The 23431-nt window shown below is 70.0% G+C and carries 20 protein-coding genes and 1 pseudogene; 11 read left to right on the forward strand and 10 right to left on the reverse strand.

The window, feature by feature from the left end; all coding sequences use genetic code 11:
* Positions 1-194: 194 nt before the first annotated feature.
* The gene (locus tag AB0M11_RS22600; protein WP_365708167.1) at positions 195-1019 is read left to right on the forward strand and encodes an HAD family hydrolase; all 825 of its coding nucleotides are present in this window, start codon (positions 195-197) and stop codon (positions 1017-1019) included.
* A 417-nt stretch (positions 1020-1436) separates the two neighbouring features.
* Here the strand turns inward: AB0M11_RS22600 and AB0M11_RS22605 are convergent, their stop codons facing one another.
* On the reverse strand, positions 1437-2261 hold the full coding sequence (locus AB0M11_RS22605) for an oxidoreductase (protein ID WP_365708169.1): 825 nt from the start codon (positions 2259-2261) through the stop codon (positions 1437-1439).
* A 100-nt stretch (positions 2262-2361) separates the two neighbouring features.
* On the opposite strand from AB0M11_RS22605, the gene AB0M11_RS22610 reads away from it, so the two are divergent.
* Positions 2362-3342 carry an ATP-binding protein gene (locus AB0M11_RS22610; RefSeq protein ID WP_365708171.1) on the forward strand — a complete coding sequence of 327 codons (981 nt, stop codon included), beginning with the start codon at positions 2362-2364 and terminating at the stop codon, positions 3340-3342.
* Between the two features lie 24 nt (positions 3343-3366).
* Here AB0M11_RS22610 and AB0M11_RS22615 read toward each other — a convergent pair whose 3' ends face one another.
* On the reverse strand, positions 3367-4629 hold the full coding sequence (locus tag AB0M11_RS22615; protein ID WP_365708174.1) for a hypothetical protein: 1263 nt from the start codon (positions 4627-4629) through the stop codon (positions 3367-3369).
* 442 nt (positions 4630-5071) lie between these two features.
* On the opposite strand from AB0M11_RS22615, the gene acs reads away from it, so the two are divergent.
* From acs to AB0M11_RS22640, 5 genes and pseudogenes are all read left to right on the forward strand, one after another.
* Positions 5072-7030, forward strand: coding sequence for an acetate--CoA ligase (gene acs, locus AB0M11_RS22620; RefSeq protein ID WP_365708176.1), 1959 nt, complete (start codon positions 5072-5074; stop codon positions 7028-7030).
* 188 nt (positions 7031-7218) lie between these two features.
* A pseudogene (nhaA, locus tag AB0M11_RS22625) lies at positions 7219-8669 on the forward strand (Na+/H+ antiporter NhaA).
* A 75-nt stretch (positions 8670-8744) separates the two neighbouring features.
* The gene (locus AB0M11_RS22630; protein ID WP_365708178.1) at positions 8745-9230 is read left to right on the forward strand and encodes a phage holin family protein; all 486 of its coding nucleotides are present in this window, start codon (positions 8745-8747) and stop codon (positions 9228-9230) included.
* Positions 9227-10147, forward strand: coding sequence for an alpha/beta hydrolase (locus tag AB0M11_RS22635; protein ID WP_365708180.1), 921 nt, complete (start codon positions 9227-9229; stop codon positions 10145-10147). Before AB0M11_RS22630 ends, AB0M11_RS22635 begins: the two co-directional genes overlap by 4 nt.
* Positions 10148-10274: 127 nt before the next feature.
* Positions 10275-10454: a hypothetical protein gene (locus AB0M11_RS22640; protein WP_365708182.1), complete on the forward strand. Its 180-nt coding sequence runs from the start codon at positions 10275-10277 to the stop codon at positions 10452-10454.
* Positions 10455-10470: 16 nt separating this feature from the next.
* On the opposite strand, the gene AB0M11_RS22645 is transcribed toward AB0M11_RS22640, so the two are convergent.
* The 3 genes from AB0M11_RS22645 to nth all read right to left on the reverse strand — a co-directional run bounded on the left by AB0M11_RS22645 (position 10471) and on the right by nth (position 13577).
* Positions 10471-11670, reverse strand: coding sequence for a MarP family serine protease (locus tag AB0M11_RS22645; RefSeq protein ID WP_365708184.1), 1200 nt, complete (start codon positions 11668-11670; stop codon positions 10471-10473).
* A gap of 13 nt (positions 11671-11683) precedes the next feature.
* The gene (locus AB0M11_RS22650) at positions 11684-12391 is read right to left on the reverse strand and encodes a CoA pyrophosphatase (RefSeq protein ID WP_365708186.1); all 708 of its coding nucleotides are present in this window, start codon (positions 12389-12391) and stop codon (positions 11684-11686) included.
* A gap of 142 nt (positions 12392-12533) precedes the next feature.
* Entirely contained in the window at positions 12534-13577 is a 1044-nt protein-coding gene (nth, locus tag AB0M11_RS22655) for an endonuclease III (protein ID WP_365708188.1), read from the reverse strand.
* A 343-nt stretch (positions 13578-13920) separates the two neighbouring features.
* Between nth and AB0M11_RS22660 the strand changes: the two genes are divergently transcribed.
* Positions 13921-14595 carry a Crp/Fnr family transcriptional regulator gene (locus AB0M11_RS22660; RefSeq protein ID WP_018547939.1) on the forward strand — a complete coding sequence of 225 codons (675 nt, stop codon included), beginning with the start codon at positions 13921-13923 and terminating at the stop codon, positions 14593-14595.
* A gap of 317 nt (positions 14596-14912) precedes the next feature.
* Here AB0M11_RS22660 and AB0M11_RS22665 read toward each other — a convergent pair whose 3' ends face one another.
* From AB0M11_RS22665 to AB0M11_RS22680, 4 genes are all read right to left on the reverse strand, one after another.
* Entirely contained in the window at positions 14913-15755 is an 843-nt protein-coding gene (locus tag AB0M11_RS22665) for an MBL fold metallo-hydrolase (RefSeq protein WP_365708190.1), read from the reverse strand.
* A complete protein-coding gene (locus tag AB0M11_RS22670) occupies positions 15752-16633 on the reverse strand; it encodes an NUDIX hydrolase (RefSeq protein WP_365708192.1) in 882 nt (293 codons plus the stop codon). The genes AB0M11_RS22665 and AB0M11_RS22670 overlap by 4 nt, the downstream gene beginning before the upstream one ends.
* Positions 16634-16887: 254 nt before the next feature.
* Positions 16888-17352, reverse strand: a complete 465-nt coding sequence (locus AB0M11_RS22675) for a RidA family protein (protein WP_365708194.1) — start codon at positions 17350-17352, stop codon at positions 16888-16890.
* A complete protein-coding gene (locus tag AB0M11_RS22680; RefSeq protein ID WP_181806301.1) occupies positions 17352-17507 on the reverse strand; it encodes a DUF4177 domain-containing protein in 156 nt (51 codons plus the stop codon). The genes AB0M11_RS22675 and AB0M11_RS22680 overlap by 1 nt, the downstream gene beginning before the upstream one ends.
* Positions 17508-17614: 107 nt before the next feature.
* Here AB0M11_RS22680 and AB0M11_RS22685 point away from each other — a divergent pair, with 107 nt between their 5' ends.
* On the forward strand, positions 17615-18592 hold the full coding sequence (locus tag AB0M11_RS22685; protein ID WP_365708196.1) for an ArsA-related P-loop ATPase: 978 nt from the start codon (positions 17615-17617) through the stop codon (positions 18590-18592).
* Positions 18589-20142 (forward strand): ArsA family ATPase, encoded by a 1554-nt coding sequence (locus AB0M11_RS22690; protein ID WP_365708198.1) that lies wholly within the window; start codon positions 18589-18591, stop codon positions 20140-20142. Before AB0M11_RS22685 ends, AB0M11_RS22690 begins: the two co-directional genes overlap by 4 nt.
* Before the next feature lie 19 nt (positions 20143-20161).
* Here the strand turns inward: AB0M11_RS22690 and wblA are convergent, their stop codons facing one another.
* The gene (gene wblA, locus AB0M11_RS22695; RefSeq protein ID WP_132856581.1) at positions 20162-20500 is read right to left on the reverse strand and encodes a transcriptional regulator WblA; all 339 of its coding nucleotides are present in this window, start codon (positions 20498-20500) and stop codon (positions 20162-20164) included.
* Between the two features lie 538 nt (positions 20501-21038).
* On the opposite strand from wblA, the gene AB0M11_RS22700 reads away from it, so the two are divergent.
* On the forward strand, positions 21039-23324 hold the full coding sequence (locus AB0M11_RS22700; protein ID WP_365708200.1) for a transglycosylase domain-containing protein: 2286 nt from the start codon (positions 21039-21041) through the stop codon (positions 23322-23324).
* Positions 23325-23431 lie beyond the last annotated feature (107 nt).

Raw genomic sequence — 23431 nt, forward strand, 5'->3', positions numbered from 1 at the left:
GAGGAAAACCCACCCGGACATGCGACGACCCCCACCGGGGGGGAGAGTGGGGGTCGTCTCCACGGCCGACTCGGGGGGGGGAGGAGCCGGACCGGGTTAGCACGGTCGCGAACGATCCGTGACTTCCATGGTGTACCCGAGAGGCTTCTCAGGCAAACCCACGCGCCCCACCTTACGCCGAATGGTGGGCGCCTATGCTCGGGGTCGTGGAAAACCACTCCTTGCCCCGCACAGCTGCCTTCTTTGACCTGGACAAGACGGTCATTGCGAAGTCGAGCACGCTCACCTTCAGCAAGTCCTTCTACCAAGGCGGTCTGATCAACCGCAGGGCGGCGCTGCGCAACGCGTACTCCCAGTTCGTGTTCCTGCTCGGCGGCATGGACCACGACCAGATGGAACGCACCCGCGCATACCTGTCCGGCCTCGTCCGTGGCTGGAACGTCCAGCAGGTCAAGGAGATCGTCGCCGAGACCCTGCACGACCTGATCGACCCGATCATCTACGACGAGGCCGCCTCCCTCATCGAGGAGCACCACCGGGCCGGCCGCGACGTGGTCATCGTGTCCACCTCGGGCGCGGAAGTGGTCGAGCCGATCGGCGAACTCCTGGGCGCCGACCGGGTGGTGGCCACCCGCATGGTCGTCGGCGAGGACGGCTGCTACACCGGCGAGGTCGAGTACTACGCATACGGCCCGACCAAGGCCGACGCCGTCCGGGAGCTGGCCGCGTCCGAGGGGTACGACCTCGACCGCTGCTACGCCTACAGCGACTCGGCGACCGACGTGCCCATGCTCCAGGCGGTCGGACATCCGCACGCCGTGAACCCGGACCGCGCGCTGCGCCGCGAGGCCCTCACCCGTGGCTGGCCGATCCTGGACTTCCACCGGCCGGTACGGCTCAAGCAGCGGATCTCCGCGCCTCCGCGCCCGGCCCTGGTCGCCGCGGCGGCGATAGGGGCGGCGGCCGCCACCGCGGGCCTGGTCTGGTACGCGAGCCGACGCCGGAGCACGGTCGCCTGAACCGGCGGTCCGCGGCCTCGGTCACCCGTTCGGCCCATTTCCGCCCCTTTAGGGATCTTTGAAGCGAAAAGTAAAGAACTGTAGGCAGGACTTCCGCTTGCTCCCAGCTTGCAGTACAAAGGGGTTAGCGGCCCGCGAGACCGAAGGACATCCGAGAGGATCACCTTTAAAACGCATTTGGCCCCACGGACCGAGCATGAACACTGGGCACCCACGCGACGTCGACCCGTCGATTACGGGCCAGCCGCACCAGGTGACGGGCAAAGAACCCGACCTGATGGGCGACATATCGAGGACGCTTGGTAACCCAGTGAGCATGCCAGCGGCGGTACGAGAAACTCGTACCGCCGCAACCCTGTTCAGGGTCTCCCCCCCTTCCGGACGGCGGCCGCACCGCCCCGCACTGCACCGCCCGCGCTACGCCGCCCCTCGCTGCAGCGCCTCGCACACCGCGGTCGACTCGCGCACACCCAGCTCCACGGCCCGCCCGCAGTGCGCGATCCAGGCCGCCATCCCCTCCGCGGTACCGGAGACATAGCCGTCCAGAGCCGCCAGATAGGCGGCGCGGCCCAGTTCGGCGTGGCCGACCTCGGCGGGACAGATCGCCTTGGGGTCCAGGCCGCTGCCGATCAGCACGATCCGCTCGGCGGCCCGCGCGACCAGACCGTTGCACGAGGGGAAGGGCCGCAGCGCGAGCAGTTCGCCGTGCACCACGGCGGCCGTCACCAGCGCGGGCGCCTCGCTCCCCGCGACGATCAGCTCGGCCAGCCCGTCCAGACGCCCCGACACCTCGTCGGCGTCCGGCAGCGGCAGCTCCACCAGCGGCTCGTCGACGGCCTCACCGGCCCGGCGCGGCCTGCCCACCCGGTCGTCATGCGTCGCGGCGGCCACCAGATGCAGCCGGGCCAGCACCCGCAGCGGCGACTGCCGCCACACGGAGAGCAGCTGGCCCGCCTCCGCGGTCAGCCGGAGGGCCGCACCGACCACACGTGCGTCGTCGTCCGCGCCGAAGTCGGAGCGCCGCCGCACCTCCTCCAGCGCCCAGTCGGCACCGGACAGCGCGGCGCTGCCCCGGGCGGCCCGCAGCGCGGCCTCCGAGGTGACGGCGTTGCTGCGGCGCCGCATGATCCGGTGCCCGTAGACCCGGTCCACGGCCTTGCGCACGGACTCCACGGACTCGGCCACCCCGGGCAGCGCGCCCAGGGCCGCGAGCGGGTCGGCGGTCGCACCTGTCGTACTCATGAGTACGACCCTACGCACCCCGTTCCAGGACTCCACGATTGAGTGGTCTTCTTCACTTCCCCTGACACGTAGAGCTACTGTTCCACTACTCTTCGTGAACATGAAAATTGCTTTCGTCGGAAAGGGCGGCAGCGGCAAGACCACGCTCTCCTCCCTGTTCATCCGCCATCTCGCGGCCGCCGGCGCACCGGTCGTCGCCGTCGACGCCGACATCAACCAGCACCTGGGCCCGGCGCTCGGCCTCGACGAGACGGAGGCGGAGGCGCTGCCCGCGATGGGCGAGCGGCTCTCCCTGATCAAGGACTACCTGCGCGGCCACAACCCGCGCATCGCCTCCGCGGCGACGATGATCAAGACCACCCCGCCCGGCGAGGGCTCGCGGCTGGTCCGGGTGCGGGAGCCGAACCCGGTGTACGACGCCTGCGCGCGGCCGGTGGAACTCGACGGCGGCGCCGTCCGTCTGATGGTCACCGGACCCTTCACGGAAGCCGACCTGGGGGTCTCCTGCTACCACTCCAAGACGGGAGCGGTGGAGCTGTTCCTGAACCACCTCGTCGACGGCCCCGACGAGTACGTCGTGGTCGACATGACGGCGGGTTCGGACTCCTTCGCCTCCGGCATGTTCACACGCTTCGACATCACGTTCCTCGTCGCCGAGCCGACCCGGAAGGGGGTCTCCGTCTACCGCCAGTACAAGGAGTACGCCCGGGACTTCGGTGTCGCCCTGAAGGTCGTGGGCAACAAGGTGCAGGGCCAGGAGGACATCGACTTCCTGCGCTCGGAGGTCGGGGAGGACCTGCTGGTCACGGTCGGGCACTCGGACTGGGTGCGCGCCATGGAGAAGGGCCGCCCGCCCCGGTTCGAGCTCCTGGAGCACTCCAACTCCCGCGCCCTGTGCACCCTCAAGGCCGCCACCGACGCGACGTACGAACTGCGGGACTGGGAGCGCTACACCCGGCAGATGGTCCACTTCCACCTGAAGAACGCCCTGTCGTGGGGCAACGAGCGCACCGGGACCGACCTGGCCGCGCAGGTCGACCCCGGATTCGTGCTCGGCGAGACAGTGGCCGCCCCGGCATGACGGACGGCCACCCCGGTCCCGCGCCTACTGCCTGACCGCCGGCGCCCCGGGCACCCCCTTCGGTGCCGGGGCGGGACGCCCGGACAGGAAGGACTCCCAGCCCTGCCGCGGAGCCTCGCCCACGTTCAGGGTGCGCAGCCTCGCCAGAACCTGCGGGTCCTGGGCGTCCAGCCAGTCGGCCAGCTGCCGGAAGGAGACACAGCGCACCTCGGGCTTGTTGCAGACGTTCGCGACGACGTCGTCGAGGGCGCGCATGTAGGTGCCGCCGTTCCAGGACTCGAAGTGGTTGCCGATGACGAGGGGCGCGCGGTTGCCGTTGTAGGCGCGGTTGAAGCCCTGGAGCAGCCCGTCCCGCATCTGGTCGCCCCAGTAGTCGTACTTGTCGGGGTCGCCCTGCGTCGACGTGCCGGACTGGTTGACCATGAAGTTGTAGTCCATGGTCAACTGCTCGTAGGAATGGCCGGGGAAGGGCACCAGCTGCATGGACAGGTCCCACAGCCCTTCCCTCTTCTTGGGCCACACCTGGTTGTTGACACCGCTGGTGTCGTAGCGGAAGCCCAGCTGGCTCGCCGCCTTCACGAAGTTCTTCTGTCCCTCCAGGCAGGGCGTGCGGGCGCCGACGAGCTCCTTGTCGTAGTCGAAGGGCAGCGGTGCGGCGTCCTTCATGCCGGTGTTGGTCTTCCAGGTCTTCACGAACTGCTTGGCCTGGGCGATCTCGCTCTTCCACTCGGCCACCGACCACTCGCCGACCCCGCCGTCGGGGCCGCAGAAGTGCCCGTTGAAGTGGGTGCCGATCTCGTTGCCCTCCAGCCAGGCCAGCCGTAGCTGCTGGACGGTGTCGGCGATGCCCTGTGCGTCGTTGAAGCCGATCTCGGAGCTGCCGGGCGAGTGCTGCGGGGGCCGGTACAGGTCACGCTTCTCCTCGGGCAGCATGTAGACACCACTGAGGAAGAACGTCATGTTCGCGTGGTTCTCCTTGGCGACCTTGCGGAAGTGCGAGAACAGCTTCTGGCTGTCCTCGCCCGCGCCGTCCCAGGAGAACACCACGAACTGCGGTGGCTTCTCACCGGCCTTGAGCCGCTCGGGCCGGGGCAGATGCGGCTGCACCCCGGTGTACGCGGTGGACCCGTCACCGATCAGACGGACCACGCTCTGGGGCGCCGGCGCTCCCTTCTGCGGCCCGGACGCCCCTGACTCGGAGTTGGTACCGGTCGCGCAACCGGCGACCGACGCGGCGCAGGCCGCGGCGGCCACGGCGCCGACCGCAATCCTCTGGGTGGCGGCCAATTCCGCCCACCTTCTTCCTTCTCTCGGCGAACGCCGATGACGGCGTTTTATGGCGATGTGCCGGGTATCTGCCGACAGCGCGGCAAAGGTCGCATAGGACCGAGAGAGGGATTAATACGACAAGCCGATGAACTGCTCACTTCACCCATGGGAGTGAGGTGATCCCCCATTTGCGCAGTAAATCCATTCCTGACTTTTACTCTGCATTACGATTCATTTACCAAAAGTGATTTCCTCCCGCCAGGCCAGGGTCACGGAAGGGGGCGTTCCGGGAGTGCGGGCACACGGGAGCCACCCCTGCACCGCCACACCGGCCCCGCCGGCCGCACCAGCCTTACCTGATAGGTCTAAACCAATAATTCGGCGGCCCTTGTCACCGGGACCCAAGGTCTGATGAGCTGTGGCCTGGGACACAACGGACACCCTTCGAAAGGGAGATGTCGTGAGCAACGAAAGCCTGGCCAACCTCTTGAGGGAGGAGCGACGCTTCGCGCCGCCCGCTGACCTGGCAGAGAAAGCCAATGTCACGGCCGAGGCGTACGAACAGGCCAAGGCTGACAGGCTCGGCTTCTGGGCCGAGCAGGCCCGCCGGCTGACCTGGGCCAAGGAGCCGACCGAGACGCTGGACTGGTCGAACCCGCCGTTCGCGAAGTGGTTCAAGGACGGCGAACTCAACGTCGCGTACAACTGCGTGGACCGGCACGTGGAGGCCGGCAACGGCGACCGGGTCGCCATCCACTTCGAGGGCGAGCCCGGCGACAGCCGCTCCATCACCTACGCCGAGCTCAAGGACGAGGTCTCCAGAGCGGCCAACGCCCTGCTGGAGCTGGGAGTCCGCAAGGGCGACCGGGTCGCGGTCTACATGCCGATGATCCCGGAGACGGCGATCGCGATGCTCGCCTGCGCCCGGATCGGCGCCGCGCACTCCGTGGTCTTCGGCGGCTTCTCGGCGGACGCGCTGGCCACCCGCATCCAGGACGCGGACGCCAAGGTCGTCATCACCTCCGACGGCGGTTACCGGCGCGGCAAGCCGGCCGCACTCAAGCCGGCCGTGGACGAGGCGATCGGCAAGGTGGACAACGTCGAGCACGTGCTGGTCGTACGCCGCACCGGGCAGGAAGTGGCCTGGGACGACACGCGGGACGTGTGGTGGCACGAGCTCGTCGGACGGCAGTCCGCCGAGCACACCCCCGAGGCCTTCGGCGCCGAGCACCCGCTCTTCATCCTCTACACGTCCGGCACCACGGGTAAGCCGAAGGGCATCCTGCACACCTCGGGCGGCTACCTCACCCAGACGTCGTACACGCACTGGGCGGTCTTCGACCTCAAGCCCGAGACGGACGTGTACTGGTGCACGGCCGACGTCGGCTGGGTGACCGGCCACTCCTACATCGTCTACGGCCCGCTGGCCAACGGCGCGACCCAGGTGATGTACGAGGGCACCCCGGACACCCCGCACCAGGGAAGGTTCTGGGAGATCGTCCAGAAGTACGGGGTGACGATCCTGTACACCGCGCCGACGGCGATCCGCACGTTCATGAAGTGGGGCGACGACATCCCCGCGAAGTTCGACCTGAGCAGCCTGCGGGTGCTCGGCTCGGTCGGTGAGCCGATCAACCCCGAGGCGTGGATCTGGTACCGCAAGCACATCGGCGCCGACCGGACGCCGATCGTGGACACCTGGTGGCAGACCGAGACCGGCGCGATGATGATCTCGCCGCTGCCGGGCGTCACCGCGACCAAGCCCGGTTCGGCGCAGACCCCGCTGCCCGGCATCTCTGCCACCGTCGTCGACGACGAGGCGAACGAGGTGCCGAACGGCGGTGGCGGCTACCTGGTGCTGACCGAGCCCTGGCCGTCGATGCTGCGCACGATCTGGGGCGACGACCAGCGGTTCCTGGACACGTACTGGTCTCGCTTCGAGGGCAGGTACTTCGCCGGTGACGGCGCGAAGAAGGACGACGACGGCGACATCTGGCTGCTCGGCCGGGTGGACGACGTCATGCTCGTCTCCGGGCACAACATCTCGACGACCGAGGTGGAGTCGGCGCTGGTGTCCCACCCGTCGGTCGCCGAGGCGGCCGTGGTCGGCGCGGCGGACGAGACGACCGGGCAGGCGATCGTCGCCTTCGTGATCCTGCGCGGCACGGCGAACGCCGAGGACAAGGGCCTCATCGCCGACCTGCGCAACCACGTCGGCTCGACACTCGGCCCGATCGCCAAGCCCAAGCGGATCCTGCCGGTGGCGGAGCTGCCCAAGACCCGCTCCGGCAAGATCATGCGCCGCCTGCTGCGCGACGTCGCGGAGAACCGGCAACTCGGTGACGTCACGACGCTGACCGACTCCACGGTGATGGATCTCATCCAGGCGAAGCTCCCGGTGCAGCCGAGCGAGGACTGAGGCTCACCGCTTCCTGAAGGGCACCCGGTGCGGAACGCGCCGGGTGTTCTTTTTGCGCATACCGTGAAACTCACCTGGCGACCCCACCACACCTTAGGTAAACTAAGCAAAGTAGCGTGATCCGAAAGGTGTGCCGGGAAGTCTGGTCGGCAAGTGGTCCCGTCCTGCCCACCGACCGGAGGTTCCCCGTGTCCGCGCCTGGCACCACCCCCGTCCGCAAGGCCCTGGGCCGGCTCTCGCTGCCCGAGCGGACCATCGTGGCGGACGCGCTGCGGACCGAGACCGTCGGCGGTGTGCTGCTGCTCATCGCCGCGATAGCCGCTCTGGTCTGGGCGAACATTCCCGCGCTCCATGACAGCTATGAGCGCGTCACCGACTTCCACTTCGGCCCCGGAGCCCTCGGACTGGACCTCTCCGTGGCCCACTGGGCCGCCGACGGTCTGCTCGCGGTGTTCTTCTTCGTCGCCGGCATCGAGCTCAAGCGCGAGTTGGTGGCCGGTGACCTGCGCGACCCGGAGGCGGCCGTCCTCCCGGTGGTCGCCGCGCTGTGCGGGATGGCCGTACCGGCGCTCGTCTACATCCTCACCACCCTCACCGGCGGCGGCTCCACGCACGGCTGGGCGGTGCCCACGGCCACGGACATCGCCTTCGCGCTGGCCGTGCTGGCGGTGATCGGCACCTCGCTGCCGAGCGCCCTGCGGGCCTTCCTGCTCACCCTCGCGGTCGTCGACGACCTGGTCGCCATCCTGATCATCGCGATCTTCTTCACCGAGCGGATCGACTTCGCCGCGCTCGGCGGCGCGGTCCTCGGCCTCGCCGTCTTCTGGCTGCTGCTGCGCCGGGGCGTACGCGGCTGGTACGTGTACGTCCCGCTGGCGGTCGTGAACTGGGCACTGATGTACAACAGCGGCGTGCACGCGACCATCGCCGGTGTCGCCATGGGCCTGATGCTGCGCTGCACCACCCGAACGGGTGAGGAGCACTCCCCCGGTGAGCACATCGAGCACCTGGTGCGGCCGCTGTCGGCGGGGCTGGCCGTGCCCCTGTTCGCGCTCTTCAGTGCCGGCGTGACGGTGTCGGGCGGGGCGCTCGGCGACGTCTTCACCAAGCCGGAGACGCTCGGCGTCGTCCTCGGTCTGGTCGTCGGCAAGGCGGCCGGGATATTCGGCGGGACCTGGCTGACCGCCCGCTTCACCCGGGCCTCGCTCAGTGAGGACCTCGAATGGGCCGACGTCTTCGCGGTGTCCTCGCTGGCCGGCATCGGCTTCACCGTGTCCCTGCTCATCGGCGAGCTCGCCTTCGAGGGCGAGGCCGTGCTCACGGACGAGGTCAAGGCCGCCGTGCTCACCGGCTCGCTCATCGCGGCCCTGTGCGCCACGGTGCTGCTGAAGATGCGCAACACCCGCTACCGCAGGCTGGTGGCGGCCGAGGAGCGGGACGACGACCTCGACGGCATCCCGGACATGTACGAGGAGGACGACCCGGCGTACCACCTGCGGATGGCGGAGATCTACGAGCGGAAGGCCGCCGAACACCGCAGGATCGCCGCGGAGAAGGCCGCTCCCTAGGGGCCCGCGGGCGGGACGCGCTTGCCGAAGTGCCGGGCGGGGCAGGCGAGCAGGGCGGCCGTCCGGCATGATCTGACGAGACGGTACAAAAAGACCGGTACTCAGGACCGGTGCGGAAGACGACGAAGACGCAGAGGGAGACCGCGATGAGCGCACCCGACGGCAGCCCGGTCGGTGCCGAACGCAGCATCGGCCAGTTGTTCGCCTCGGCCACGGCCGAGATGTCGGCGCTGGTGCACGACGAGATCGCGCTGGCCAAGGCCCAGCTGAAGCAGGACGTCAAGAAGGGCGCGACGAGCGGCGGTGCGTTCTCGGCGGCCGGGGTGCTGCTGCTGTTCTCCCTGCCGATGCTCAACTTCGCTCTGGCGTACGGCATTCGGACCTGGAGCCACTGGAATCTCGCGCTCTGCTTCCTGCTGTCCTTCGCGGCGAACGTCCTGGTGGCCGCCGTCCTCGCGCTGATCGGCGTGGTGTTCGCGAAGAAGGCCAAGAAGGGCCGGGGCCCGCAGAAGGTGGCCGCGTCGATGAAGGAGACGGCGAACGTGCTGCAGAACGCCAAGCCGCATCCGCGTCCGGAACTCCCCCAGGACGAGGTGCCGGCACTCGAGGCTGTGGCACGCTCGGCCTCATGACCGATCCCGCTCCCTCGGCCGTACGGCCGGAGGGCCCCTGGACGCACCGGGACGTCGCCGCGAACGGCGCCCGCTTCCACATCGCCGAACTCGGCGACGGACCGCTCGTCATGCTGGTGCACGGCTTCCCCCAGTTCTGGTGGACCTGGCGGCACCAGCTGGTCGCGCTCGCCGACGCGGGCTTCCGGGCCGTCGCGATGGACCTGCGCGGCGTCGGCGGCAGCGACCGCACCCCGCGCGGCTACGACCCGGCGAACCTCGCGCTCGACATCACCGGGGTGATCCGTTCGCTGGGCGAGCCGGACGCCGCGCTGGTCGGGCATGACCTGGGCGGCTACCTGGCGTGGACGGCGGCCGCGATGCGCCCGAAGCTGGTGCGGCGGCTCGCGGTGGTGTCGATGCCCCATCCGCGGCGGTGGCGCTCGGCGATGCTCCGGGACCGCCGGCAGACCGCCGCCGCCTCCTACATCTGGGGCTTCCAGCGGCCCTGGATCCCCGAGCGGCAGCTCACCGCCGACGACGGCGCGCTGGTCGGCCGGCTGATCCGGGACTGGTCCGGGCCCCGGCTGCCGGACGACAAGGCGGTGGAGGTCTATCAGGAAGCCATGTGCATCCCGTCGACCGCGCACTGCTCGATCGAGCCGTACCGCTGGCTGGTGCGCTCGCTCGCGCGGCCGGACGGCATCCAGTTCAACCGCCGGATGAAACGCCCGGTGCGCGTCCCCACCCTGCACCTGCACGGCTCCCTGGACCCGGTCACCCGGACCCGGAGCGCGGCCGGCTCCGGCGAGTACGTCGAAGCCCCGTACCGCTGGCGTCTGTTCGAGGGACTCGGGCACTTCCCGCACGAGGAGGATCCGGTGGCGTTCTCCGCCGAACTCGTCAACTGGCTCAAGGATCCCGAACCCGATCGGTGACCGTGCCGGTGCGCCCGGTATCCGGATCTGGACACCTGTTCTACGGACGGCCACATGCCCGGCGCATAGGCCGATTGAGGGGCGTGCGGGAGGTTATCGACCTTGGGGCGAGGGCAGACGTCGGGGTATGGGCTGGACGCACGACTACAGTGACGCACCCCGCAACCGCCGTACGACAGGCGGCCCGAACCCCCATCGGGGAGGCGCCCCGCAGCTGCCGGGCACGGACCTCAGGGTGGGGATTCCGCACATCCTGCGCCGCCGGGCCCGCTGGGTCTCGGTACGGCTGCGCCACACCCGCGCCTGACCCTTCCAGGGGCTCCCTACAGGGCGCAGCTGTCGGTGCTCACCTGCTGGCTCGCGGTACGGCCCCGGCCGATGTCCGGCTGGATCTCGTCGGCCGAGAGGGCGTACCCGGTGTCGGCGTCGTCCAGTGACTTCGCGAAGACGACCCCGTACACCCTGCCCTCGGGCGTGAGCAGCGGGCCGCCGGAGTTGCCCTGGCGGACGGTCGCGTACAGCGAGTAGACGTCACGGCGGACGGTGCCGCGGTGGTAGATGTCCGGGCCGTTGGCGGTGATACGACCGCGCACCCGGGCGGGCCGGACGTCGTACGACCCGTTCTCCGGGAAGCCGGCGACGATCGCGCTGTCGGTCTTCGCCGCGTCCTTGGCGGAGAACTTCAGGGCCTTGGCCCGCAGGTCCGGCACGTCCAGTACGGCGATGTCGCGCTGCCAGTCGTAGAGGACGACCTTGGCGTCGTACCTGCGGCCCTCGCCGCCGATCTGGACGGTGGGCTCGTCGACGCCGCCGACCACGTGGGCGTTGGTCATCACCCGGCGGTCGGCAAAGACGAAGCCGGTGCCCTCCAGGATCTTGCCGCAGCTCTGCGCGGTGCCCGTCACCTTGACGATGGACTGCTTGGCGGTGGTGGCCACCGCGCTGTTCGCGAGGGCGGGGTCGGGCGGTGAGACGTCGGTGATCGGCTCGTTGGCGAAGGGGCTGAAGACCTGCGGGAAGCCGTTCTGCGCGAGGACCTTGGAGAAGTCCGCGAACCAGGTGTCGGCCTGGTTGGGCAGCGCTCTGGACACCCCGAGCAGCACCTTGGAGTTGCGCACCTCCTTGCCGAGCGTCGGCAGGGTGGTGCCGGCGAGGGCGGAGCCGATCAGCCAGGCGACCAGGAGCATCGCCACCACGTTGACCAGCGCGCCCCCGGTGGCGTCCAGGGCGCGGGCCGGGGACCAGGTGATGTACCGGCGCAGCTTGTTGCCCAGGTGGGTGGTGAGGGCCTGGCCGACGGAGGCGCAGACGATGACGACCACCACGGCGACCACCGCCGCGGTGGTGCCCACCTCGGCGTTGTCGGTCACCGCGTCCCAGATCACCGGCAGGGTGTAGACGGCGACGAGTCCGCCGCCCAGGAAGCCGATCACCGACAGGATGCCGACGACGAACCCCTGGCGGTAGCCGACGATCGCGAACCACACGGCGGCGACCAGCAACAGGATGTCCAGCACATTCACGAACGACACCCTGTCATGACCGCCAGTCGAGCGGGACCAGCTTCTCGCGGTCCCAGGAGCGCTCCCATCCGGCGTAGTGCAGCAGGCGGTCGATCACTCCGGCCGTGAACCCCCAGACCAGGGCCGATTCGACCAGGAATGCCGGACCTCGGTGGCCGCTGGGGTGCACGGTGGTGGCCCGGTTGGCCGGATTCGTGAGATCCGCCACGGGAACGGTGAAGACCCGCGCCGTCTCGTTCGGATCGACGACGTCCACCGGGCTCGGCTCGCGCCACCAGCCCAGCACCGGGGTGACCACGAACTCGCTGACCGGGATGTACAGCCTGGGCAGCACCCCGAACAGCTGGACGCCGGCCGGATCCAGCCCGGTCTCCTCCTCGGCCTCGCGGAGAGCGGCCCGCAGCGGCCCGTCGGCCTTCGGGTCGCCGTCCTCGGGGTCGAGGGCGCCGCCGGGGAAGGAGGGCTGCCCGGCGTGCGAGCGCAACGACCCTGCCCGCTCCATCAGCAGCAGCTCCGGCCCCTGCTTCCCCTCACCGAACAGGATCAGTACGGCCGACTGCCGCCCCGCGCCGTTCTCCGGGGGCAGGAAGCGGCTCAGCTGGAGCGGCTGGACCGTCTCGGCGGCCCGCACCACCGGGTCCAGCCACGCGGGCAGGCCCTCCTTGCTGAGCGCCACGCCCTCGCGCGGACCGCCCTCCTGCGCCCTGCTGCTCTGTGTCACGGCATCCCCCGTCCGGCCCTGCTCCCCCGTCCTGCCCGTTCCAACGCCCGAAGTCTCCTTGATCGTTCCGTTCTCTGTCCCTGATCCGTCCCTGACCGGTTCCCCGATCGGGCCCTGATCCGCCGTTGAGAGGACCCCCGGGTCAGGTCCCTGATGCGGCGCCCAGCGGCGGCGCCGGCCGGCCGCCCGCGTCCAGATACGCCTGCGGCGGCTTCAGCCGCTGGCCGGGGAAGCCGCCCTTCTCGTACTTGAGCAGCTTCTTCGCCTTCTCCGGGTCGGTCTCGCCCTCGCCGTAGGCGGGGCAGAGCGGGGCGATGGGGCAGACGCCGCAGGCGGGTTTGCGGGCGTGGCACATCCGGCGGCCGTGCCAGATCACGTGGTGCGAGAGGTCGGTCCAGTCGCTCTTGGGGAACAGCGCGCCGACGGCCGCCTCGATCTTGTCGGGGTCGGTCTCCGCGGTCCACCGCCAGCGGCGAACCAGGCGCTGGAAGTGCGTGTCCACGGTGATGCCGGGGCGCCCGAAGGCGTTGCCGAGCACGACGAACGCGGTCTTGCGGCCGACGCCGGGCAGCTTGACGAGGTCTTCGAGCCGCCCCGGCACCTCCCCGCCGAACTGGTCCACCAGCCCCTTGGAGAGCCCTATCACCGACTTGGTCTTGGCCCGGAAGAACCCGCACGGCCGCAGGATCTCCTCGACCTCCTCCGGGTTGGCGGCGGCCAGGTCCTCGGGGGTGGGGTACTTCGCGAACAGCGCCGGGGTCGTCTGGTTGACCCTGAGGTCGGTGGTCTGGGCGGAGAGCACCGTGGCCACCAGGAGCTGGAAGGGGTTCTCGAAGTCCAGCTCGGGGTGCGCGTAGGGGTACACCTCGCCGAGTTCCCGGTTGATCCGACGGGCCCGGCGAACGAGCGCGGTCGGCGACTCCGGCTTCCCGCCCGGCTGCGGCTTCCCACCCGGCTGCGGCTTCTCAGCGGCGGCCTTCTCGACCGAGGCCTTCTTGGCCGGCGTCTTCTTCGCCGCCGCCGTCTTCGCCGCCGCCGTCTTCTTAGTCGCCGCCGTCTTGGCCACCGTCGTCTTCCTCGGGGCCACCTTCTCCGTCGGCGTCTTCTTGGCCGCCGCCTTCTGCACCGTCGGCTTCCTCTCGGCCGCCTTCTTCACGGCGGCCTTCTTCACGGCCGCCCGTTTCACGGCTTTCGTCGCTTCTGTCGCGTTTTTCGGTTCACCGGCGGCGGTATCGGACCCTTGTTCGCCCACAGCGGAATCACCTCGTACAACCACCCGCCCAGCCCCCTTGGCCTGTGCTCTCACCGGCGATTTGGACACCCGGCCAGCCTAAAGCCCGGCACCGTCATCCGCCCCGGACCCGGAAGATCAGCCCCCGATTGGACCCCTGCCGCTTACCCGGGGACAGCGGTGCGGCATCCTTGTGACAGATCACACTGTTTGGACCGTCCGGCAAAATGGGGAACACGGTCCCCTGGTACCAAGGGGGAGCAAGGTTCCCCTGAGCAGGTCGACAAGGAGAGAACTCGTGGACGACGTTCTGCGGCGCAACCCGCTCTTCGCGGCGCTCGATGACGAGCAGTCCGCGGAGCTGCGTGCCTCCATGAGTGAGGTGACCCTCGCCCGTGGCGACTCCCTGTTCCACGAGGGCGACCCGGGCGACCGGCTCTACGTCGTCACCGAGGGCAAGGTCAAGCTCCACCGCACCTCCCCCGACGGCCGCGAGAACATGCTCGCCGTCGTCGGCCCCGGAGAGCTGATCGGCGAGCTGTCGCTGTTCGACCCCGGCCCGCGCACGGCGACCGCGACCGCGCTGACCGAGGTCAAGCTGCTGGGCCTCGGCCACGGCGACCTCCAGCCCTGGCTGAACGCCCGTCCCGAGGTGGCCACCGCGCTGCTGCGCGCGGTCGCCCGCCGGCTGCGCAAGACCAACGACGCCATGTCCGACCTGGTCTTCTCCGACGTGCCGGGCCGGGTCGCGCGCGCCCTGCTGGACCTCTCCCGCCGCTTCGGCGTGCAGTCCGAGGAGGGCATCCACGTCGTCCACGACCTCACGCAGGAGGAGCTGGCCCAGCTGGTCGGCGCGTCCCGCGAGACCGTGAACAAGGCACTGGCGGACTTCGCCCAGCGCGGCTGGCTGCGGCTGGAGGCACGGGCCGTGATCCTGCTGGACGTCGAGCGACTGGCCAAGCGGTCCCGGTAGGCGGTTTCCGGGGGCTGCCGCCCCCACCCGCCCACCCGCTCCGCCCCATCCTCATCACCATCCCGGCCCCCACGTCACCGGCCTCGTCCGCAGGCGCCGGAGCGGCTGGAAGGGCTGGGGGGGCTGGAGGGGCTGGAGCGTGGTTCCCCATGTCCGGAACAGTCGCGCCCCGCGGCCTGGCCCCCCTGGGCTTCATCGACCGCGAGGGCTCGCACGCGCGCGTGCACGGCCTGAAGGCGCCCAGACCCGCGGGCTGGGACTGAGACCCGGGACTGAGACCCGGGACTGAGACCCGGGACTGAGGGACCCGGGCGGGGCTAGAAGTCGGTCGGGATCAGCCCGTGCTCGGCCAGGTAGTCCAGCTGGGCCCGGACCGACAGTTCCGCCGCCGGCCACAGGGAGCGGTCCACGTCGGCGTACACGTGGGTGACGACCTCGGCGGGGCTGCGGTGGCCGTTCTCGACGGCCGTCTCCACCTGGGCGAGCCGGTGGGCGCGGTGCGCGAGGTAGAACTCGACGGCGCCCTGGGCGTCCTCCAGGACCGGTCCGTGGCCCGGCAGGACGGTGTGGACGCCGTCGTCGACCGTGAGCGAGCGCAGCCGCCGCAGCGAGTCCAGGTAGTCGCCCAGACGGCCGTCCGGGTGCGCCACGACCGTCGTACCGCGCCCCAGGACGGTGTCGCCCGTCAGGACCGCGCGGTCGGCCGGAAGGTGGAAGCTCAGGGAGTCGGCGGTGTGGCCCGGGGTCGGGACGACCCGCAGCTCCAGCCCGCCGGTGGTGATCACGTCACCGGCGGCCAGCCCCTCGTCCCCGAGGCGCAGCGCCGGATCGAGGGCACGCACGCGCGTGCCGGTCAGTTCCGCGAAGCGTACGGCGCCCTCGGCATGGTCCGGGTGGCCGTGGGTCAGGAGGGTCAGGGCGACGCGTTTGCCGGCCTTCTCGGCGGTGTCGACGACGTTCTCGAGGTGGCCGTCGTCCAGCGGGCCCGGGTCGATCACCACGGCCAGGTCGGAGTCGGGTTCCGAGACGATCCAGGTGTTGGTGCCGTCCAGCGTCATCGCGGAGGCGTTGGGCGCCAGCACGTTGACGGCCCGCGCGGTGGCGGGCCCCGAGAGGACCGCGCCGCGCGGCTGGCCGGGCAGGGCTGCTGCGTCCGTCATGGTCGGGTTCCACCGCTCGTCAGGTCGGTCGGTATGTACTTGGTGAACTCGTCGTGGCCCGGCCAGCTCAGGACGATCGCGCCGTCCGTCAGACGGGCACGGGCCAGCACCGGGGTCATGTCCCGCGCGGGCGCCGCCGCGAGCGTCTCGGCGGCCGTGGAGTACGGCACCAGTTGGCGGAGCGTGGCGATGGTGGGCGGCATCATCAGCAGTTCGCCCCTGTCGTAGCCGGCGGCGGCCTCGGCCGGGCGGATCCACACCGTGCGGTCGGCCTCCGTGGAGGCGTTGCGGGTGCGCTGGCCCGTGGGCAGGGCGGCGACGAAGAACCAGGTGTCGTAGCGGCGGCTCTCGAACTCCGGGGTGATCCAGCGCGTCCAGGCGCCCAACAGGTCGGAGCGCAGCACCAGGCCCCGCCGGTCCAGGAACTCGGCGAAGGACAGCTCACGGGCGACCAGGGCGGCGCGGTCGGCCTCCCAGTCGTCCCCGGTGGTGTCGCCGACGACGGCGTCCGGGGCCGGTCCGGCGAGCAGGACGCCGGCCTCCTCGTACGTCTCGCGCACGGCGGCGCAGACGATCGCCTGGGCGCCCGCCTCGTCGACACCGAGCCGTTCGGCCCACCACGCGCGCGTGGGGCCCGCCCAGCGGACCTGGTGGTCGTCGTCGCGCGGGTCGACGCCGCCGCCCGGATACGCGTACGCGCCTCCGGCGAAGGCCATGGAGGCGCGTCTGCGCAGCATGTGGACGACGGGGCCGTCCGGGGTGTCCTTCAGGAGCAGCACGGTGGCCGCACGCTTCGGGACCACCGGCACGAGGGTGCCCTCCGCGTGTGCGCGGATCCGGTCCGGCCACTCGGGGGGATACCACTGTCCATCGGCCATTACCGGAGGCTATCCCGTAGGGAGCGAATGTTCGAGAGGGGCTCCACCGGGCCACCGCGCCACGGCCGACGCGGCACGGCCGACGCGGCACGGCCGACGCGGCACGGCCGACGCGCCACGGCCGACGCGGCACGGACGGCGCGGCACGGACGGCCCTCACGGCACCGAGGACCCTCACTGCACGGACGCCCTCGCGCCACCGCCTGCCCTCACGGCATCGACGACTCCTACGGCATCGACGGCGCCCACCGCACTCACGGTTCCAGCTCGACCTGGACCTCGACCTCGACCGGCGCGTCCAGCGGCAGCACCGCGACGCCCACCGCGCTGCGCGCGTGCACGCCCTTGTCGCCGAGAACCTCGCCGAGCAGTTCGCTGGCACCGTTGACCACGCCCGGCTGGCCGGTGAAGTCGCTCGCCGAGGCGACGAAGCCGGTGACCTTCACCACGCGCGCGATCCGGTCCAGGTCGCCGACGACGGACTTCACGGCGGCCAGGGCGTTCAGCGCGCAGACGCGGGCCAGCTCCTTGGCCTCCTCCGCGGTGACCTCGGCGCCGACCTTGCCGGTGACCGGGAGCTTGCCGTCCACCATCGGCAGTTGGCCGGAGGTGTGGACGTACGCACCGGACCGCACGGCCGGCTGGTAGGCGGCGAGCGGCGGGACGACCGCCGGCAGGGTGAGACCGAGTTCGGCCAACCTGGCCTCGATGGCGCTCATCAGGGCTTCTCCCGCTTCAGGTAGGCCACGAGCTGCTCGGGGTTGGGCCCGGGCACCACCTGGACGAGCTCCCAGCCGTCCTCGCCCCAGGTGTCCAGAATCTGCTTCGTGGCATGGACGAGCAGAGGCACGGTTGCGTATTCCCACTTGGTCATGGGGGCGACTGTATCCGTTGTGACGGAGGGGACACGTGGCCCACCGCACGCACGGTTGTCCACAGCCTCCCGCGTGAGTGTCCGGCGGACTGGTTAGTCTCGAAGACGTGAGCAGGCTCCAGGTCGTCAGCGGCAAGGGCGGGACCGGAAAGACGACGGTCGCCGCCGCACTCGCGCTGGCCCTCGCGACCGAGGGGAAGCGGACGCTTCTCGTGGAGGTCGAGGGTCGGCAGGGCATCGCCCAGCTCTTCGAGACGGAGGCGTTGCCCTACGAAGAGCGGAAGATCGCCGTAGCGCCGGGAGGCGGTGAGGTCTACGCGCTCGCCATCGATCCCGAACTGGCCCTTCTGGACTACCTCCAGATGTTCTACAAACTGGGCGGGGCGGGCCGGGCGCTGAAGAAGCTCGGCGCGATCGACTTCGCCACCACCGTCGCGCCCGGTCTCAGGGACGTCCTGCTGACCGGCAAGGCGTGCGAGGCGGTGCGCAGGAAGGACAAGGCCGGGCGGTTCGTCTACGACTACGTGGTGATGGACGCCCCGCCGACCGGCCGCATCACCCGCTTCCTGAACGTCAACGACGAGGTGGCCGGGCTGGCCAAGATCGGCCCGATACACAACCAGGCGCAGGCCGTGATGCGGGTGCTGAAGTCCGAGGAGACGGCCGTGCACCTGGTCACACTCCTGGAGGAGATGCCGGTCCAGGAGACCGCCGACGGCATCGCCGAACTGCGGGCCGCGCGGCTGCCGGTGGGCCGGGTCATCGTGAACATGGTCCGGCCGGAGGTGTTGGACGCGGCCGACCTGGAACTCGTACGGAATGTGCCGCGCACCGCCGTGGCGCAGGCGCTGTCGGCGGCCGGGCTGGGCGGGGCACGGCGCGGCGGGAAGGCCGAGCAGCTGGTGGACCCGCTGCTCGGGCAGGCCGCCGAGTACGCCGAGCGGTACGCGCTGGAGCACGAGCAGCGCGCGGTCCTCGCCGAGCTGGACCTGCCGCGGCACGAACTGCCGCTGCTCGCCGAGGGGATGGATCTGGCGGGCCTGTACGAACTCGCGACCGAGCTGCGGAAACAGGGGATGTCATGACTCCGGACCCGAACCAGGCGAAGGACCCCGCGGACAAACCGGCCAAGGGTGCGGCCAAGGACCCCGCCGACAAACCAGCCAAGGGCACGGCCAAGAACGGGGTGCAGGACACGGCCAAGAACGGGGCGCGGGACACGGCCAAGAACGGGGCGCGGGACACGGCCAAGAACCCGGCGCAGGACGGCGCGCGCCGGCTGGCTCACGCGCCCGCGCTCGACGTCGATCCGCTGCTGGACGCCCCGGAGACGCGGATCGTGGTGTGCTGCGGCTCGGGCGGGGTCGGGAAGACCACCACCGCGGCGGCCCTCGGCCTGCGGGCGGCCGAACGCGGCCGCAAGGTGGTGGTGCTCACCATCGACCCGGCCCGGCGGCTGGCCCAGTCCATGGGCATCGACTCGCTGGACAACGTGCCGCGGAAGGTGAAGGGCACCGAGGGCGGCGGCGAACTGCACGCCATGATGCTCGACATGAAGCGCACCTTCGACGAGGTCGTGGAGGCGCACGCGGACGCCGAGCGGGCGGCCGCCATCCTGGCCAACCCCTTCTACCAGTCGCTCTCGGCGGGCTTCGCGGGCACGCAGGAGTACATGGCGATGGAGAAGCTGGGCCAGTTGCGGGCCCGGGACGAATGGGACCTGATCGTGGTCGACACCCCGCCCTCGCGCTCCGCGCTGGACTTCCTCGACGCTCCGAAGCGCCTCGGTTCCTTCCTCGACGGCCGGCTCATCCGCCTCCTCACCGCGCCCGCGAAACTGGGCGGCCGCGCGGGCATGGCCTTCCTGAACGTCGGCATGTCGATGATGACCGGCACCCTCGGCAAGCTGCTCGGCGGGCAGCTGCTGAAGGACGTGCAGACCTTCGTCTCCGCGATGGACACGACGTTCGGCGGGTTCCGCACGCGCGCGGACGCGACGTACAAGCTGCTTCAGGCGCCCGGTACGGCGTTCCTGGTGGTGGCGGCCCCGGAGCGGGACGCGCTGCGGGAGGCCGCGTACTTCGTGGAGCGGCTGGCCGCGGAGGACATGCCGCTGGTCGGTCTGGTCCTCAACCGGGTCCACGGCAGCGGCGCCGACCGGCTGTCGGCGGAGCGTGCGCTCGCCGCCGCGGAAAATCTTGAGGAGCCCCGCATTGTGGATCAGGGTGGCGGGAAAGCTGGACTTCGTAACTCCCCCGACACGTACGACAGTTCTGAATCACCCGCGCCTGTGCCGTCCGAGTCCCGGCCCGACGAATCCCCCTCGTCAGGGCCCGAGGACATGGCTGCGGACCCGACTGACGAATCCCCCTCGTCAGAGAGCCCGGCGTCAGAAAGCCTGGCGTCACAAAGCCCGGACCGCACCGTCGACCAGCTCACCGCAGGCCTGCTGAGGCTGCACGCCGACCGTATGCAGCTGCTCTCCCGCGAGCAGCGCACACGTGACCGCTTCACCGCGCGCCATCCCGAGGTGGCCGTGGTGGAGGTGGCCGCGCTCCCCGGCGATGTGCACGACCTCGCGGGGCTGCGGGACATCGGGGACCGGCTCGCGGCCGGCCGGCCCGAGCTGTCGTAGACCGGTCCGGTCGGCCCGGTCAGCTCACCGCTGCGTAGTTCTCGTACACCTCGTCGCTGTCGAGGGGGACGATCCCGGTCCCCCGCTCGTACTCCGAGCGCGCTGTCTCCAGGAGCCTGCGCCAGGAGGTCACGGTGGGCCGCCGGCGCAGCAGTGCGCGGCGCTCCCGCTCCGTCATGCCTCCCCACACGCCGAACTCGACGCGGTTGTCCAGCGCATCGGCCAGGCACTCGGTGCGTACCGGACATCCGGTGCACACCGCCTTGGCCCTGTTCTGCGCTGCTCCTTGAACGAACAGTTCATCCGGATCGGTAGTGCGGCAGGCGGCCTGCGCACTCCAGTCGGTTACCCAGCCCATACCGGCGCCGTCCTCTCCCGAATCGAGGCTCCCCCACGGCGGCAGCGGCATATTCACCGCCGCCAGTTGAGGACGTTACGGAAGGTGGGCACAGCGCAACACCCCCTTCGGGCCCAATCTTGAATGGCCCGAACGGACTATGGGTAAGCGGCAGATCACCCGCGGGAGTGAGCTGGCGACATGCGTGATGATCGCGTCAAACCGGGACAGCTACGGTGCACCACAACGGACGCCAGGTGACACACAAGGCGGATTCGGACACGCCATCAACACATCACCCGAAAAAAAGTGGGTGGATTCCGAAACGATTCGGGGTCGCCGGACGTATTGATACATGGCCGCGCTGCTGTGACAGTTAAGAGCAGCTTAGGCCAAGGCCTGTCCGTGTGTCCGGCGAATGGCAAGGTAGACCGTTCATGTCGTCGTGCCGTCGTACGGCGTGAGGCAGGTCGCCCTCTATGTCACGATCCTGCACTCGAACATCCCGAGAGCCACCCGCTCCCGCGGAACGGCCAGGACTACGGATTAGGCTGCCCCCATGCCAAAGAAGCGCTCGGGCGGTGGTCTGTCGACCACGCAGCAGGCCGCCAAGTTCCTCGGTGTGAGTGTGCTCGCGGGAGCCGTGATGGCGGGCATCGCGCTGCCCGCGGCCGGGGCCCTGGGGCTCGCGGCCAAGGGTTCGGTCCAGGGCTTCGACGAGATCCCGGCCAACCTGAAGAGCCCGCAGCTCAGCCAGCGCACCACGATCCTCGACAGCAAGGGCAACCAGATCGCCCAGGTCTACTCCCGTGACCGCACGGTGGTGGACCTCAAGGACATCTCGCCGTACATGCAGAAGGCGATCGTCGCGATCGAGGACTCGCGCTACTACCAGCACGGCGCGATCGACCTGAAGGGCGTGCTGCGCGCGCTGAACAAGAACGCGCAGAGCGGCGGGGTCGCCCAGGGCGCGTCCACGCTCACCCAGCAGCTGGTGAAGAACTACTTCATCGAGGAGGCCGGCGACGACCCGACCAAGGTCGCCGAGGCCACCCAGCAGACCCTCGGCCGCAAGGTCAAGGAGCTGAAGTACGCGATCCAGCTGGAAGAGAAGCTGGGCAAGAAGAAGATCCTCGAGAACTACCTGAACATCACCTTCTTCGGTGAGCAGGCCTACGGCATCGAGGCCGCCTCCCAGCGCTACTTCTCCAAGCACGCCAAGGACCTGAACCTCCAGCAGTCGGCCCTGCTCGCGGGCATCGTGCAGTCACCGAGCCGCTACGACCCGGTCAACGACGAGGCCGAGGCGACCAAGCGGCGCAACGTCGTGCTCGAACGCATGGCCCAACTCGGCGACATCTCCCAGGCGGAGGCCGACAAGGCCAAGGAGGCCCCGCTCGGCCTGCACGTGACCCAGCCGAAGAACGGCTGCATCACCGCCGTCAAGGGCGCCGGGTTCTTCTGCAAGTACGTGGAGAACGTCTTCCTCAACGACCCGGTCTTCGGCAAGACCTCGGCGGAGCGCGCCAAGCTCTGGAACCAGGGCGGCCTGACCGTCCGTACGACCCTGGACCCGCAGGCCCAGGACTCCGTGCAGAGCTCGATCAAGGACCACGTCTACAAGTCCGACTCGGTCGCTGCCGCCGCCACCCTCGTGGAGCCCGGCACCGGCAAGATCCTGGCGATGGGCCAGTCGAAGCCGTACGGCTACAACAAGAACGAGACCGAGTACAACTTCTCGGTCGACCGGGACTACGGCGGCTCCAACTACGGCTTCCCGACGGGTTCGACGTTCAAGCCGTTCGTGGCGGCGGCCGCCATCGAGGGCGGCACGCCGGCGACGCAGGAGTACTCGTCGCCGTACAAGATGAACTACCCGAGCCCCGTGCAGCAGTGCAACGGCAAGCAGTGGGTCAACACGTCGGGCGAGGAGGTCGAGAACGAGAACGAGTCCGAGGTCGGGCCGTACCAGATGAAGAGGGCGATGGCGAAGTCCATCAACACCTACTTCGTCCAGCTGATCTCCGACATCGGCCTCTGCCCGGTGGTCAAGATGACCGACTCGCTCCACGTCCACCAGGGCGACGGCTCGAAGCTCCCCGAGACCCCGTCCATCGCCCTCGGCGCGATCGGTCTCTCCCCGCTGACCATGGCGAGCGCGTACGCCGCCTTCGCCGACCGCGGCATGTACTGCACGCCGGTCGCCATCGAGTCGATCACCCAGAAGGTCGCCAACGAGCAGAAGTCCCTGGCCGTCCCGAAGTCGACCTGCTCGCGCGCGATGAGCGAGAAGACCGCGGACACGATCAACACCCTGCTGCGTGGTGTGATCGACTCCGGTACCGGTCAGCAGGCCGGCCTGGACGACCGGGAGAGCGCCGGCAAGACGGGTACGACGGACTCCCGCAAGAACGCCTGGTTCGTCGGCTACACGCCCAACCTCGCGGGCGCGGTCTGGGTCGGCAGCGCCAAGCAGAACATCGAGATGACCAACATCTCGATCGGCGGTGTCTACCACTCCGAGGTCTTCGGCGCCGACACCCCGGGCCCGATCTGGAAGGACGCCATGACCGGCGCCCTGGACGGCAAGCCGGACGAGTCCTTCAACCTCGTCGACATCCCGGACGAGAACGACCACGGCAAGGGCAAGGGCAACGGTGATGGCAACGGCAACAACAACGGGGGCAACGACACGGGCGGCCTGATCGGCGGTCTCATCGGCGGCGCGAACGACGGCGGCACGGACGGCGGTGCCACCCCGAACCCGACCTTCTCCTTCCCCGACGGCTTCTTCCAGGGCAACGGGAACGGCGGGAACAACGGGAACGGCGGGCACCGGGGCTGATCTCCCCGACAGACTCCGGCGGTACGACGGTGGGGCCGCACCTCTTTGCGACCCTTCACCGGGTACCTGCTCACCGGCAGCCTCGGCTTCGCCGCCCTGTTCGCCTA

It is taken from the genome of Streptomyces sp. NPDC051987 (genome assembly GCF_040680735.1).
GTDB lineage: Bacteria > Actinomycetota > Actinomycetes > Streptomycetales > Streptomycetaceae > Streptomyces.